The sequence below is a fragment of the Mesorhizobium sp. P160187 genome (genome assembly GCF_057766425.1).
The window spans coordinates 293,202-307,793 of the sequence record NZ_JBYMDX010000005.1; the positions used below are offsets into that span (position 1 = coordinate 293,202).

Below are 14,592 nucleotides of genomic sequence, written 5' to 3' on the forward strand. Positions count from 1 at the left end.
TCACGTCGCCTTGCCGGCCAGCGCGCCTATGTCTTCCTCGGCAATATCGTCGAACGATGCGTAGTTCATGTTGTAGAGCCTGGCATAGAGGCCCTTGGCCGCCATCAGCTGCTCGTGGTTGCCGCTTTCGACGATCTCGCCGTTCTGCAGCACGATGATGCGGTCGGCGCCGCGTATGGTCGCCAGCCGATGGGCGATGACCAGGCCGGTGCGCCCCTCCAGCAGCGTGACCAGCGCCTTCTGGATCAGCATCTCGGTGTAGGAGTCGATGCTGGCCGTGGCTTCGTCGAGCACCAGGATCTTGGCATCCGCCACCAGGGCGCGTGCAAAGCTGATCAGCTGGCGCTGGCCGAGGGACAGATTGCCGCCGCGCTGTTCGAGCTCGGTGTCGTAGCCGTCAGGCAAATGCTCGATGAAGTCGTGCGCGCCAACGGCTTGCGCGGCGCGCACAACCTCTTCGCGGGTAGCCGATGTCTTGTGGTAGCGGATGTTCTCCAGCACCGTGCCGGAAAACAGGAACGGCTCCTGCAGCACCATCGCCACCTGATCGCCGAGCGAATCCTGCGTCACGTCGCGCACATCGTGGCCGCCGACCCGCACCTCGCCCGACCAGACATCATAGAAGCGGTGCACCAGCGCCATGCAGCTCGACTTGCCCGAACCGGTGGGGCCGACAAGCGCAACCGTCTCGCCCGGATTGACGCGGAAGGAGATGTTTTTCAGCACCGGCTGGTCCTGCCGGTAGCCGAAGGTGACGTTCCTGAACTCGACCGAACCGTCCATGTCGCGCGTCAGCGTCACCGCGCCCTGTCTGTCGCTGACATCGACCGGTACGTCCAGCACTTCGGAGATGCGTTGGCCCGACGCCATGGCGCGCTGCATGACCGAGTACTGCATGGTGAGCGAGCGGATCGGGTCGAAGAAGCGCTGGATATAGAACAGGAACGCCACCATGACGCCGATGTCGAGGCTGTGCGACAGCACCATCGAGCCGCCGACGACGATCACGGTTGCCATCGCAATGCCGGTCAGCGTGTCGACGATCGGCACCATCACCTGCGCATATTTGGCCGAGGTCAGGTGAGCCCTGAGATTGGCCAGCACCTTCTCGTCATAAAGGTCGAAATTGACGTGCTGGCGCTCCAGGCTCTGCACCGTGCGAACGCCATGGATGCCTTCGGCCAGCGCGCCATTGGCGATCGAGTTGGTCTCATGCGCGGCCATGAAGGCGACCTTGGCGCGCCCAGCCAGAACAGGCGCACGATGAACAACGCCGGCATGGTCGACAGCGTCAGCAGACCGAGCCGGAAATCGAGCCACAAAAGCACGCTGACGATGCCGAACAGCAGCACGATGTCGCCCACGGACATCACCGAGGTCTCGAGGAATTCCTGCATGGAATTGACGTCGCCCTGCAGGCGCGACATCAACCGTCCCACTTCGGTCTTGTCCATGAAGCTCAGCGACACACGCTGCAGATGGCTGAACATGGCGCGGCGCAAATCCGACAGCACATTCTCGGCCACCTTGCCGACGACACTTTCCTGGACATAGCTGGCGCCATAGTTGATCAGGATGATCAGAGCGAAGGCGCCGATCGCCCAGTTCATCACCGAGCGGTCGGCCTTGCCCGCGGCCATGCCGTGGTCGATGGCGTAACGGATGACCAGCGGGATCGCCAATTGCGTCAGCGTGAACACCAGCACGGCGGCAACCGAGATGAAGATCCGGCCCTGATACGGTTTCACGAAGCTCCAGATGCGGCGCACGATACGCGGATCGTAGACCTTGCCGAAGACCTCTTCCTCGTCGCGGTGCGAACCGACAACGGCCCTGGTGGGCCGCCGGCTGGTGTCTTCCTTCTGGTCGTCGTTCTGTGTCGACATCATGCGGCTCCCACCGCCACCGGCAAATCGTCGTCCGACCGCAGCTGCAGGTCGTAAAGCGCGCGGTAGCGTCCGCCGAGCGCCAGCAATTCCTGGTGCGTGCCGCGCTCGGCGATGCGGCCATTCTCGACGAACAGGATCTGGTCGGCATGCATCAGCGAGCTCAGCCGGTGCGAGATGATCAGCGTCACGCGGTCCTTGGCGAAACGCTTCATCGCGGTGCGGATTCGCTGCTCGGTGCCGGCGTCGACAGCCGCGGTGGAATCGTCGAAGACCAGCACCGAAGGCCGCAGCATCAGGGTGCGGGCGATGGTCAGGCGCTGCCGCTGGCCGCCGGAAAGCGATGACCCGCGCTCGCCCACGACCGTGGTGTAGCCGGCCGGAAGCCCGATGATGTAATTGTGCAGCTGGGCGTATTCAGCCGCCTGCCCGATGCGGGTCTCGCGCGCCCACGGATTGCCATAGGCGATGTTGTTTTCGATCGAGGTGGTGAACAGGAAGGCGTCCTGCTGCACGACGCCGACCGCCTTGCGCAGCGATTGCAGCGTGACCTCGCGTATATCCTGCCCGTCGATGGTGATCGCGCCTGACCTCACATCGTAGAAGCGCGGGATCAGATGCGCGATGGTCGACTTGCCGCTGCCCGGCGGGCCGACAATGCCGACGGTCTCGCCGGACCTGGCCTCGAAGGAAATGCCCGACAGCGCCGGCCGGCCGCCGGCGCCCGCGTAGCGGAAGCCGACATTGTCGAAGCGCAGCACGCCTTCGCTGACCACGAGATCCTTGGCATCGGGCGCATCCTCGATGTCAAGTTCGGCGTCGAGCAGCTCGAACAGCCTTGTGCCGCAGGTCGAGGCGCGGGCGAACGAGTTGACCATCAGCCCGAGCTGGCGCACCGGCATCTGCAGGATGGTCATGAAGGTGAGGAACTGCGCCAGCGTGCCGACGCTGATCTGGCCCGCGATCACCTTCTGGCCACCGAACCACAGCACCAGGCCCATGGCCGCCAGGAAGGAAAAATTCATGGCGCTGGTGTTGGAGACGCGGATGTCGACGCGCTGGTCGGCAAGCTCCAGCGCCGACTTCTTGGCGCGGTCGAATTTTTCCAGCTCATGCCGCTGCGCCGCAAAGGCGCGCACGACGCGGATTCCGCCGAGGTTCTCGTCCATCACCCGGCTCAGCACCGACAGCCGCTCCTGCAGCGTCAGCCAGGTGCTGCGCAGCCTGAGCTGTGTGACCGAGGAGCGCCAGGCGACGAACGGCACGAAACTCAGACTGAGCAGCCCGAGCTCGAGATCGGTGCTGATCAGGAGATAGGAGCCGACGCCGATCAGCACGCCGAGCAGCACCACGCGCAATATGCCGGTGGAAAAGAACATGCGCACGCCGTCGAGGTCGAGCAGGCCAAGCGTGATCAGGTCGCCGGTATGCACCCGGTCATGGAAGGAAAAGCTCAGCCGCTGGATCTTTTCGTAGAAAGCCAGGCGCAGCTCATAGCCGGTGCGGTGGCCGACGGCCTCGCCGTAATAATTCTGCGCCATCGTGAAGAGGCCGCGCAGGATGCTGACGACGAGCAAGGTGATCGCCGTCGTCCACAGCGCCTGCTCAGCCGCCGCGCCGCCGCCTCCAGCCATCACGCCTTGCGCCTGGTCGATGGCGTGGCCCAGCAGGCGCGGGATGAACAGCTGCAGCGTCGCGGCGATGAAAGTCGAGGCGATGGTGATCGCAACTTGCCAAGGATGGCGCAGCGTCATGCGCACGATGCGCAGCAGCGTGCTGAGGCCCTTGCCCCAGGACGCCTCCGCCACATGGGCAAACGATTTGCCGCGCTTCGCCGCGCCGCTGGTTGCGTCCCTTGCCAAGGAAATATCCAATCCGGTCCGGACATTAGCCCAGACGAATGAAAACAGACTCAGTTTCAGATACCGCGATGGTACGCCTCGATTTTGACCGTTCAAGGGCCAATGGCGGTATCGCACTGTGCCTGAAAGGGGCTGATCGTCCGCGACCGCTTAAGCCCGTGTCGGCGTTAGAGGCGGCAGGCTCGTCACTTTAGGCCGATTGAAAAGATGCGAGCATGTGGGTTGCGCCAACCGCCATCATGCGTGACCTCGGCCAATGTGATCGGCTGCGGGACCGAGCGCAGTGAGCAGCGCCTTGCCGCTTTCCAGCGTCGCATTCTCATGCGGCGCGCGCAGGTTGAGCCAGCGTTTGTCGCCGGAGCGCACCGCCAGCACGGCCTTCATTGCCGGGATCAGGCCTGCATCCTGGATCACCTTGCGGAACGCCCTGATCGCGGCGTCCGCTTCCGTGACGTCTTGGCCAGCGATCGTCGCGTCGTAGAGGGCGCGGATGGCCGCAGCGTTGAGATTGACGGTCGCGGAGATACAGCCCGCAGCACCACTGGCGAGCCCCTTGGTCAGTTGCGCCTCCGAGCTGGGGAACACCGCGACGTCGGGTGCGGCGGCAATCACCGCCGCCGTGTTGTTCCAGTCGCCGGCGCTATCCTTGTAGGCGACGACCGTCTCTGGAAACGCCGCGCTCAACCGGGCGGTCAGGGCAGGGCTTACCGGCACGCCGGAGTTCTGCGGGATGTGGTAGAGAATCATCTTCAGCGCCGGGTTGGCCACCCGTTCGATCAGCTCGCTGTAGTAGCGCGCCTGGCCTTCATCCCCGGCGGCCGTGTAGAAGAATGATGGCAGCACCATCACGCCGGCGCAGCCGAGGCCGACCGCGTGCTTCGAAAGTTCGACGGTTTCGGGGAGTGCGGTGACGCCGGTGCCGGGCATCATGCGCGCCGGCGAAATGCCGGCCTCGATCAGCCATTCCAGCGCCTGCATGCGCTCATTGAGCGAGAGCGACAGTGCCTCGCCCGTGGTGCCGAACGGCGACAGGAAATGCGCGCCCTGGCCCAGCACCCATTTGGCGTGTGAGATCCACAAGTCACGAGCAATCCGGCCGTCATTTTCGAACGGTGTCAGGATCGGGGCGATGGTTCCTTGCGGGCGGGTCATGTCGGTCCTTCCATCGGTGCTGGAAATCAGCTTGGCATAGAGCATACGTACGATGCGATCTGCCAGAGGCGATCTCTTGGGCCACCGCGCCGGCCGTGGGAAAACTTGCGGGTCATTGCCGCGAAATTCTGGCCCTTCGGTCTGCCGCAACCTGATGACGCCGGCGTCAATGGGTTGCAAATGGACCGGGGTTGCAAATGGACCAGGGTTGCAAGTGGACCAGCCAAGCCCGAAATGTCGAACAGAGACAGATCCGGAAACGGCATGCACCCACGATTGCTCAAGACCTTCCTCGCCGTGGCGCGGCACCGTAATATCACCCGTGCAGCGCGGGAGGTTCATCTGGCGCAGTCGAGCGTCAGCGACCAGATCCAGTCGCTGGAAAGCGAACTTGGCGTCGTCCTCTTCATCCGCTCGCGCCACGGCCTCGACCTGACGACGGCCGGCGACGCGCTGAAACCTTATGCGGAAGAGATTCTGCAACTGGCGGAGGAGGCGCGTATTGCGGTCGAGGCAACGACGGGAATGACCGCCGGAACGGTTACGGTCGGCGCGCTGGAGACGATTGCCACTGTCAAACTTCCGCAATGGCTGGCGGCCTTTCAAGGCGACCACCCGGAGATCGGTCTGCGGCTCAAAATCGCCGGCAGCGATGCCCTGCTGCGGCAGCTCGAAGAAGGCGAGATCGACGTCGCCTTCTGTTTCGACAAGGGCGGTCTGGATGAACGCCTGGCCAGGCGCACGATATCGGCCGAGCCGCTGGTCCTTGTCGCATCAGCTGAGCATGCGGCCGCATCGCGACAGAACGACCTAGCCGCGCTCGCCGCGATGCGTTTCGTGGTGACGGAAACCGGATGCGTCTACCGGCATCTGTTCGACACTGCCTTTGCCGAGATTGCAGCGCCAGAACTTGCCGCCGAAGTCGGCAGCATCGGCGCCATTGCGGGCCTGGTGGCGACTGGTGTCGGCATGGGCCTGGTGCCGCGGCTGGCCGTTGCCGACGCGCTCGATCGCGGCGAGATCGTCGAATTGCCGTGGCCGGGGTCGGCCCGCACGGCGTCGCTGGTCATGGTCTGGCGCCGCCGGCGGGTTCAGCCGCCGGCGCTGAAACTGCTGCTGGCGGCCGCGGCCAGGAATTTCGCTGCGCTCAGATCAGCCGATGACCGCCCTCGACATGCAGAACCGTCCCTGTCGTAAAACCGTTGCCCATCAGAAAGGCGATGGCATCGGCAATGTCGTCCGGCTGTCCGACGCGGCCGACTGGCAGGCGCCTGGCCATTGCATCGAGCGTCTCGTCCTTCTTGTCGCCGGCCACAAAACTCCAGATCGGCGTGTCGACCCAGCCCGGCGAGACGGCGTTGACACGGACCGGCGCCAGCTCGACCGCCAGCGCCCGCACCAACCCTTCCAGCGCAGCGTTGACAGCGGCAACGACCGAGCCGCGCGCCGCCGGCCGGTAGGCGGCGATGCCTGAGGTGAAGGTGATGGAGCCGTTGGCCGAAAGCTGCGGCGCGCCATGCTTGGCGAGCAGCAGCGGCCCGTAGAATTTGCTTTCGACGACCCGCTGCGCCGCCTTCAGGTCGACTGAAGGCAATAGCTCATAGGCGCCTTCGATATCGGCGGCGGTGCTGACGATATGGTCGAGCCGGCCAATTCGCTTGAACAGGTCAGCGACCTGATCCTCCCTGGCGATATCGGCCGCGACGGCGCTCAAAGCGGAAGGGTTCTGCAGCGCCTCGCCGGCACGCTTGAGCCTGGCTTCACTGCGGCTGACTATGATGACTTCGGCGCCTGAGTCCAGGCACCGCCTTGCCAACGCCAGCCCCATTCCGGAGCTGCCGCCAATGATAGCGATTTTCGATTTTGCGATGTCTGCCATGTTTCCGTTCCTGTCCTGAACCGCTCCGGCGAGAGTCGCAGACCGGCGGCAGGAGTGGAAACGGAAGAAAGCGATAGTGCCATCGGAGACTCCGATGGCACTATCGTCGATAGGAACCGACGCGGGCCACTCCGTCGAGTGGCCCACCTGTCAATAGAAGTGCGCTCAATAGCCGACCGTAAAGCGCTGCTTGATATGCGCCGGCTTTTCGATCTCGTCGGCCATGACGATGGCGTAGTCCTCGAAGGAAATGCTGCTGCCCTTGTCGGACGTCAGCAGCGTGTCCTTGCCGATGCGGTATTTGCCGGTCCGCTCGCCGGCGACGAACAGCGCCGAAGGCGACAGCAAGGTCCAGTCGAGATCGTCGACCGTCCGTAGCGTGTCGAGGAAGTCGGCGCCCTTCTGCGCCTCGGCCTTGTAGATATCAGGGAAGGTCGGCGTGTCGACCAGGCGCTTGCCGGGCGCAACCTCAAGGCTGCCGGCGCCGCCGACGACGAGGTAGCGTTTGACGCCGGAAGCACGCACGGCTGCGATAAGCGTATCGGGATCGCTGTCGAGGAAATGAACCGAGGAGATCACCGCGTCATGCCCCTTGATCAGGGCGGCAAGGCCATCCTTGTCGAAGACGTCGCCCTTCTTGGCAGTCACGCCCGGAAGTGCCGCGATCTTGTCTGGATGCCGGGCAATGGCGGTGACGCTGTGACCGCGATCGGAGAGTTCCTTAAGCAGGCGCGAGCCGACCTGGCCGGACGCGCCGATAAGTGCGATTTTCATGGGGATTTTCCTTTCGTCTGGGGAGAATTTCGTCTGGGGAGAATTTCTGGGCCTACGCCGCCTCGATGTGAGCGACGAGATTGTCGTAGCTGCCGAACAGCGCGTTGGCGCCGATCAGGCGCGGCGCCGTTTGGCCGATCACCGCGAGCGCGGGAACGCCATTGACATGCAGCCGCTGGAACAACATCCGCCCGCGGCTGACCAGGTCGTCATGCTTCGCCAGAAACGGCTGCGTCGGCGCTTTCAAAAGCTTTGCCGCGTCGCTCATGCCGGCGTCGGTCAGTACCGCGGCGACGCCGTCAACCGTCACAATATCGCGGCCGTCGACATAGCGGGCATGCTGGATCGCCTTCAGTGCCGCAAGTTCCTGGCGCCAGTCGTCCAGCCCGGCGGCGTTGATGCCCATGGTGGCAGCGGAAGAATCGAGCAAGGTGCCGCTGACATTGAGCACATTGTCGAGATAGGCCTGGCTGAAGCGCTGTCCGCTCAGCCGCGCGATGCGCTGGTCATTGTCCCAGGCGTGGGCGGCAAAACCAGCATCCAGCGGCCGCGCGCCGGCACCGGAGAAAAGCCCCACCGGCAGCAGTTGGAGCGCGGTCCCGCCGGCGGCCAGTCGATCCAGCATCGGCGTGGCGCCATAGCACCAACCGCAGAGCGGGTCGAAAAGACAGGTTAGGGTTGCATTGGTCATGGCGGCCTCATTCTGTTGCCCGATAGATGACAGCTGGACCGGTTGCGAAAAATAGCGATCAATCATACAATCTGTCTGATCAAATCATACAATGAGCTGCCTGTGACCGAACTCCTCAATCTCAACCGGCTCGTCTACTTCGCCACCGTGGTGGAGACCGGCTCGTTCACGGCCGCTGCCGACCGTCTCGATGTTGCCAAGGCTGTGGTCAGCCATCAGGTCGGCAAGCTCGAAGAAGAGCTCGGTGCAACGCTGCTGCGGCGCACGACGCGGCGCGTGACGGCGACCGAAGAGGGTCGTCTGTTCTATGACCGGACCGCGATCATCCTGCGCGAGGCGGAGGCAGCCTATGGCGACATTTCGCAGCGCGCGGCGCAACCGACGGGGACGCTGCGGCTGACGGCGCCGCTCGACTATGGCGAGAAGGTCGTGGCGCCGACCATCGCCGCCTATCTCAGAAAATACCCGAAAATGCGGGTCGAGACGATCTTCGACGATGCGGTCAGCAACCTGGTCGACGAGCAGATCGATCTTGGCATCCGCGTCGGCTGGCTTGCCGATTCCAGCAATCTGGCGCGGCGGCTGGGCAGCCTGCAGCAATTCGTCGTCGCCAGCCCGGAACTGGCCGCCAGGCTGCCTGGGGAAGCCAGCCCCAGGCGGGCGAAGTCGCTGCCCTGGGTCGGCAACGCCCAGTTGCGCGGGGTGGGCCAATGGCTGTTCTCGAGGGGCACGGAAACGGTGCTGGCCGAACTCAACCCTGTCGTCAGTTGCGACAAGACACCGGGCGTTCTGTCCTGCGTGCTGGCCGGCATCGGCCTCGGCATCTTTCCGGACTACAGTGTCGCCGACGACATTGCGCGGGGACGGCTGGTGCGGGTGTTCGCGGATTGGACCTTGCCGTCCGGGGGCATCCACGCCGTCTTCCCGCCGGCGCGCTTCAGGCCGGCCAAGGTGCGCGCCTTCGTCGACTTGCTGGTTGCGGCGGAAAGGCGGCGGGCGCGCAGTGCCGTTACAGGCTGATTTCGGCGCTGGCTATGGTAATCAGGGAACCTTTGTTCGGCCCACGCTTTTGGATATGCTGCGATTCCGAACCGTCAGAAGGGTATTGCCGATGACCATCAAGATCCTCGCGACCTCCGCCCTTGTTCTCGCGCTTGGCTGCAGCCTGTCTACCGCAGCGCTCGCCAAGGAGAAGAAGCACCGCCATCGCCAGCCGGAACCGGAGCAACGCTACGTTCCCGCCCATCGCGACCTCTTCTATGCCCTGTTCGGCGGCCCGCGCTACTATGATAAGATGCTGGTCACCACGGCTGCCGGCCCCTGCTCCTACGACAGGGTCGGGCCGGACGCGAATGCGCTGAACAAGGTCAACGATCACCATTGCGGGAAGTAGAACGGCCCCAAAAGCGGGGCTGTCCTGCGCCTGTCGCGGGTTCTACCGGATGCCGGCCACCGCGAACTCGATAGAGATAGCCGATGACCGTCGAAAAATGGTCTCCGTCCGAAAGGAAGGCCGCTCGCAGAGCCTATGACGCAGCGCTGAAGGTGGCGCTCGACAAGACGCTGGCTGAACTCAAGAGCAGGGCCCACGTTGCGGCAACGCCTTCCGAAATGTGGGACGTCGAAGACTTTCTGCGGCAGCAGCGACGGAAGATCGACCAGATGTTCGACTATCGCTATTCACAGCTAATACAGGTCTTCGCCAATCTCATCCGGCAAGGCTATCTCGAGGAGAATCTCTTTGTTGGCTTGTCGGAAGACAAGCGGCAAACGATCCGAAAATACGCCAGCTGGAATCGCGAAGGGTAGGGGTCCTCTTCGGGGACCCTGGCGCTGCGCGCCGCGCAGTTTGAGCTCAGCCGTGGCTTGCCTCTCTGGCATCGGCGGTCGCGCCTCTGTCCTTGTCGTCCTGCGCCATCGCCAGCGGCGCACCCGGTTCGCCTTCCCACAGGATCAGGCTGGCGGCGCCGATCAGCCCGGCGCGGTCGCCGAGTTCAGCCTGCACGATCGGCACGTCGCGATAGGCCGGCATCGCCCGCTGCTGGATGACCGCTCTGATCGACGGTGCCAGAAGGTCGAACCCGTTGGAAAGGCCGCCACCCATGACAATCAGATCGGGCGAATAGAGATGCAAGACATTGGTGAAGCCGATGCCCAGCCATTGTGCTTCCGCCTCGATCAGGTCGAGAGCGTTGGCGTCGCCGGCCTTGGCAGCCTCTACGACATGCCTGGCCGAGACGTCGCCGTCATTTGACAGCCGTCGTAAGAGCGAGCCGTCGCCCGGCGCGGTCAGTCGCGTGGCGCGGCGGCCGAGCGCGGTTCCGGAGGCAACGGCCTCGAAGCAGCCGATGGCGCCGCAAAAGCAGCGGTCGCCTTCACCGGTGATGGTCATGTGGCCGATCTCGGCCGCCAGTCCGCGCCTGCCGTGATAGATGTGGCCATCGGCGACGACGCCGCCGCCAATGCCGGTGGACACAGTCACGAACACCAGCGATCCGCTGCCACGTCCGGCGCCAAAACGCCATTCGCCGAGCGCCGCCGCATTGGCGTCGTTTTCCAGCCGCACCGGCAGCCCGAAATGCCGCCCCAGAATGTCGATCAGCGGCACGTCGTGCCAGCCGGCCAGCGTTGGCGGCGCAATGACGATCCCCGCCTTGGGGTCGAGTGGCCCCGGCGCACCGACGCCGATGCCGGCGACGTTTGCCTGCGGGTGTTCCTTAAGCAGCGTGCCTGCCAGAGCGACGATCTGGCCGATCACCGCCTCCGATCCCGCACCGGCAAGCGTCGGCGCTGAAGCATGAGCGACGATGCGGCCATCGCTTTCGACCAGCGCACCGCGCAGCGCCGTGCCGCCGAGATCGAAGGCCAGCGCAAGCTTGGTCATCAGGCGGCGACCTCCAGCCCGTGCAGCCAGGCCATGCGCCGGGCAAGGTCGGGATCGCCGAAGGCCAGCGAGCCCAGCACCACGGTCTGCGCACCTGCGGCGCGCAGTAAGGGCACGGTCTCGTGGCGGATGCCGCCATCGGCGGCGAGCACGATGTCGGCCTCGCGGCCGGCTTTGCGCATCAGCGCGCGCGCCTCGATCAGGCGCGGACACGCCTGCTCCGACAGGCTCTGGCCCTTGACGCCGATGGAAGTGCCGAGCAGCGTCACGAACGCCACTTCCGGCAGGAAGGGCGTGACGGCCGCGACCGGTGTTTCCAGCCGCAGCACCACGCCGGCCTCGGCCCCGAGTTCACGCGCCAGTTTCACGGCGCGCAGACCGGTCTCGCCGTTTTCGGCGTGCACGCTGATCAGGTCGGCGCCGGCCTCGATGAACTGGCGCGTCTGTTCCTCGACGATCTCGGCTTCGACCATCAAGTGGACATGGATAGGCTTTGCGGTGAGCTTGGCGATGTGCGCCACCAGGTCCGGGAAGAACAGGAAGCCAGGGGTGAAGCGGGCATCGGCGACGTCGATATGATGGACATCGGCATGGGTCTCGATGCGCTTCAAATCGTGCTCCATATTGGCGAGGTCGGCCGACCACAGCGAAAACTCGCCGATAACCCGGTTGCGCGGCAGAGCGGCAATTGCGGCGGGGCCGGACAGGGGCTTGTTCGTCGTCATCGTCTCAGGCTCCGTAGCCGCGCATTGTCTGGCGGTTGGTTTTGACGGCGCCGGCAGGGTCGGCGGCGGCCGTTTCGGACTCTTCCTCCAGCACCAGCCAGCCGTTGAAATTGGGTGCAGCACCAGCGATCTCGATCACTTTGGCCGTGTCGCAGACACCCTTGCCGAGCATCGCCCATGTGCCGCTGTTGTCGACATCCTTCAGATGCACATAGCGGATGCGATCGCGATAAGTGGTGAGCGTATCCGCCATGTCCTGGCCACCGCGCAAGATGTGGCCGGTGTCGGGCACCCAGCCCACCAGCGAGGCGTCGAGCAGCCCGAAGATGCGGTCGTAGTCGGCGCGGTCGAACAGCAGCGTGTTGTGATGCGAGCTTGGATGCACCGCGACCTGGACGCCGGCCTCGCGCCCGAGCTCGCCGGCTTTGTTGTAGACCTCGGCGGCGATGGCAAACTTGCCGTCGCGCGGCCCGTCGGAAACGATCGTGGCCGAGCCCATCGACACCAGCGCGCCGGGAAAGGCGGCGGCGAAGTCGATCCAGCGTTTGGCGGTCTCGAGGTCGGCGCCGATCTCATCCCTGAGCGTGAAACCGCTCTTCGAGCCGAAGGCGAAGGAGACGAGCGTCAGTCCGGATGATTTCAGCGCGGCCGCGAACTCCGCCGGCTTGCCGGCATAGCGGCCGATCATCGTGTCGGTGATCTCGATGCCGGCATAGCCGCCATCGGCGATCGCCTTGAGCAGATCGTCCGGGCCGCCGGCAAAACGGTCGCCGAGCATTTCCCAGGTAAAGGTCTGGCAGCCGACTTTCAGGTCTTTCACGGTCATCCTTTCATTCCTTGATCCACCTCCGTTGGAGGGACATCCTACTTGACCGACCCTGCGGTCATGCCGGCGAGGAAGAACCTCTGGGCAACCAGGTAGATGACCAGGAGCGGCAGCGAGCCGAGCACGCTCATCGCCATCATCTGGTTCCATTCGAAGGCGTGTTGCCCCATCAACAACTGGATGCCGATCGGGACGGTGCGCATGGACGTCGACTTCGTCAGTGTCAGCGCAAAGAGAAATTCGTTCCAGCACAACAGGAAGGTGTAGACCGACGTCGCCACGATACCAGGCAGTGAAATCGGGACGATCACCCGCCACAGTGCGGTCCAACTGGTGCCGCCGTCGACAGCCACCGCTTCATCGAGGTCGCGGGGCAAGGTGTTCAGATATCCCGTCATCAGCAGGATCGCATAGGGCAGCGTAAACACCAGATAGGTCAGGATCAGCGCGACATAGGTGTCGAAGATGCCATACGAGACGACAAGCCCGAAGAAGGGGATCAAAAGCGTGATCGGCGGGATCGTCTGCGTGCTGATGATGAGAGTGTTGAGGCTGCCCTTGCCGCGGAAATTGAAACGGCTGAACCCATAGGCCGCCAGCAAGGCGATCAGCACCGTCAGCACGGTCACTGCTCCGGCGACGAAGTAGCTGTTGAAGAAGAAGCGCAGCTTTACCGGGTCGCCCAGGATGGCCGCATACGCTTCCAGAGTGAAGGCCTTCGGCAGAACGGTTGGCGGCAGGGCAAAGATTTCGGTGTTCGACTTGAACGAGCTGCTCAGCATCCAGTAGATCGGGAAGGCCGCGAAAAAGAGCCCTGCGGCAAGCGCGACATGGAGCGCTGCGGTGATCAGCCTGTCTTTCGGCGTGTGCATTTTCCTCATGTGACTACCGAGCCTTTTGATAGCGGATGTAGAACAGCGTCAGGCCGAGAGAGATCAGCAGGATGACCACGGCGCTCGCCGAGGCCTGCGACAGGTTGTAGCTCGAAAACGCCAGCTTGTATGTGTAGGTGCTGAGGACCTCGGTCGAGTAGATCGGACCGCCACCCGTCGTTATCCAGATCAATGGAAAGACTTGCATGGTCCAGATGAAGTCGAGCAGCGAGATGCTGATGATGATCGGCATCAGCTGCGGAATGGTGATGAAGATCAGCTTCTGGTAGGCCTTCGCGCCGTCGATTTCGGCGGCCTCGTAGAAATCCTCGGGAATGCCCTGCAAGCCCGCGAGCAGGCTGACCATGAAAAGCGGGTAGCCCGCCCAGATATTGGCGAAGGTGACGGCGTGCAGCGCGGTCGCGGGCGAGGAAAACCACTCGACCTTGGAACCGATGATGCCCATCTGCATGAGAACACTGTTCACGACACCATTCGGCTCAAGCAGAAGGCGCCAGATCACCGCGATAATTACCGCGGTGAACAGCCAGGGCAGTATGTACAGCACGCGCAGAATGTTGCGCAGCGTCGGATTGATGCGGTCGCTGTTCAGCATGAGTGCGAAGAGCATGCCGATGGTCATATGGAAGACGACACTCATGCAGGTGAAGTAGAGCGTGTGCCACAGCGAGGCCCAGAACACCGGATCGGCAAAGATCGCCTGGTAGTGTTTCAGTCCGGCAAAGGACGGGTCGCGACGCAGCACCGCGCTGTTCTGGAACGAATAGCCAATCACCGTCACCATCGGCAGCAGCATCAGAAGGCCGATTATGAGGAGCGATGGTGACAGATAGAGATAGGGTGCGACCGCTCGTTTCAGTCGATGGTGGGAGCGCTTCTGCCCGGTCATGTGCGACCCCTGGGATGTGCCTTCAGGAGGAAGGTGCGCTTCAAAAACAGGTCCATCTCAAATTGCGATCCGTTGTTGACGGGGGGCCTGGCCGAGGCCGGGCCACCCGGTGGAAGATAGCAAACGGGCAA

14 protein-coding genes and 1 pseudogene are annotated in these 14,592 nt (G+C 63.8%); 4 read left to right on the forward strand and 11 right to left on the reverse strand.

Features of this window, described 5'->3' with window-relative positions:
- The 3 genes and pseudogenes from AC3CCE_RS26165 to AC3CCE_RS26175 all read right to left on the reverse strand — a co-directional run bounded on the left by AC3CCE_RS26165 (position 1) and on the right by AC3CCE_RS26175 (position 4,900).
- A pseudogene (locus AC3CCE_RS26165) lies at positions 1-1,886 on the reverse strand (ABC transporter ATP-binding protein).
- Complete coding sequence (locus AC3CCE_RS26170) at positions 1,886-3,748, reverse strand: ABC transporter ATP-binding protein (RefSeq protein WP_023804411.1); 1,863 nt, start codon at positions 3,746-3,748, stop codon at positions 1,886-1,888. The pseudogene AC3CCE_RS26165 and the gene AC3CCE_RS26170 overlap by 1 nt, the downstream one beginning before the upstream one ends.
- Positions 3,749-3,985: 237 nt before the next feature.
- Positions 3,986-4,900, reverse strand: coding sequence for a dihydrodipicolinate synthase family protein (locus AC3CCE_RS26175; protein ID WP_023804410.1), 915 nt, complete (start codon positions 4,898-4,900; stop codon positions 3,986-3,988).
- Between the two features lie 264 nt (positions 4,901-5,164).
- Here AC3CCE_RS26175 and AC3CCE_RS26180 point away from each other — a divergent pair, with 264 nt between their 5' ends.
- Positions 5,165-6,097, forward strand: coding sequence for a LysR family transcriptional regulator (locus tag AC3CCE_RS26180; RefSeq protein WP_023751826.1), 933 nt, complete (start codon positions 5,165-5,167; stop codon positions 6,095-6,097).
- Here the strand turns inward: AC3CCE_RS26180 and AC3CCE_RS26185 are convergent.
- The 3 genes from AC3CCE_RS26185 to AC3CCE_RS26195 form a co-directional block, all read right to left on the reverse strand.
- The gene (locus AC3CCE_RS26185) at positions 6,048-6,779 is read right to left on the reverse strand and encodes an SDR family oxidoreductase (RefSeq protein ID WP_023753996.1); all 732 of its coding nucleotides are present in this window, start codon (positions 6,777-6,779) and stop codon (positions 6,048-6,050) included. The two genes, AC3CCE_RS26180 and AC3CCE_RS26185, sit on opposite strands and share 50 nt — an antisense overlap.
- A 165-nt stretch (positions 6,780-6,944) precedes the next feature.
- The gene (locus AC3CCE_RS26190) at positions 6,945-7,553 is read right to left on the reverse strand and encodes an NAD(P)-dependent oxidoreductase (protein WP_023692222.1); all 609 of its coding nucleotides are present in this window, start codon (positions 7,551-7,553) and stop codon (positions 6,945-6,947) included.
- A gap of 52 nt (positions 7,554-7,605) precedes the next feature.
- Positions 7,606-8,244, reverse strand: a complete 639-nt coding sequence (locus tag AC3CCE_RS26195; RefSeq protein WP_031201125.1) for a DsbA family protein — start codon at positions 8,242-8,244, stop codon at positions 7,606-7,608.
- Positions 8,245-8,346: 102 nt separating this feature from the next.
- Here AC3CCE_RS26195 and AC3CCE_RS26200 point away from each other — a divergent pair, with 102 nt between their 5' ends.
- The 3 genes from AC3CCE_RS26200 (at position 8,347) to AC3CCE_RS26210 (ending at position 10,053) form a co-directional block, all read left to right on the forward strand.
- Complete coding sequence (locus AC3CCE_RS26200) at positions 8,347-9,264, forward strand: LysR family transcriptional regulator (protein WP_023686987.1); 918 nt, start codon at positions 8,347-8,349, stop codon at positions 9,262-9,264.
- A 91-nt stretch (positions 9,265-9,355) separates the two neighbouring features.
- Positions 9,356-9,637, forward strand: coding sequence for a hypothetical protein (locus AC3CCE_RS26205; protein WP_023686988.1), 282 nt, complete (start codon positions 9,356-9,358; stop codon positions 9,635-9,637).
- An 83-nt stretch (positions 9,638-9,720) separates the two neighbouring features.
- Positions 9,721-10,053 carry a hypothetical protein gene (locus AC3CCE_RS26210; RefSeq protein ID WP_023695254.1) on the forward strand — a complete coding sequence of 111 codons (333 nt, stop codon included), beginning with the start codon at positions 9,721-9,723 and terminating at the stop codon, positions 10,051-10,053.
- A 46-nt stretch (positions 10,054-10,099) separates the two neighbouring features.
- Here the strand turns inward: AC3CCE_RS26210 and AC3CCE_RS26215 are convergent, their stop codons facing one another.
- Genes AC3CCE_RS26215 through AC3CCE_RS26235 form a run of 5 tightly spaced genes read right to left on the reverse strand, consistent with a single transcriptional unit; the run spans position 10,100 to position 14,461 of the window.
- Positions 10,100-11,128, reverse strand: a complete 1,029-nt coding sequence (locus AC3CCE_RS26215) for an ROK family protein (protein WP_352625518.1) — start codon at positions 11,126-11,128, stop codon at positions 10,100-10,102.
- Positions 11,128-11,853 (reverse strand): ribulose-phosphate 3-epimerase, encoded by a 726-nt coding sequence (locus AC3CCE_RS26220; RefSeq protein WP_352625520.1) that lies wholly within the window; start codon positions 11,851-11,853, stop codon positions 11,128-11,130. Before AC3CCE_RS26220 ends, AC3CCE_RS26215 begins: the two co-directional genes overlap by 1 nt.
- 4 nt (positions 11,854-11,857) lie before the next feature.
- Complete coding sequence (locus tag AC3CCE_RS26225; RefSeq protein WP_352625522.1) at positions 11,858-12,679, reverse strand: sugar phosphate isomerase/epimerase family protein; 822 nt, start codon at positions 12,677-12,679, stop codon at positions 11,858-11,860.
- Between the two features lie 38 nt (positions 12,680-12,717).
- Positions 12,718-13,560: a carbohydrate ABC transporter permease gene (locus tag AC3CCE_RS26230; RefSeq protein WP_023686993.1), complete on the reverse strand. Its 843-nt coding sequence runs from the start codon at positions 13,558-13,560 to the stop codon at positions 12,718-12,720.
- A 4-nt stretch (positions 13,561-13,564) separates the two neighbouring features.
- Positions 13,565-14,461, reverse strand: a complete 897-nt coding sequence (locus tag AC3CCE_RS26235; protein ID WP_352625524.1) for a carbohydrate ABC transporter permease — start codon at positions 14,459-14,461, stop codon at positions 13,565-13,567.
- Positions 14,462-14,592 lie beyond the last annotated feature (131 nt).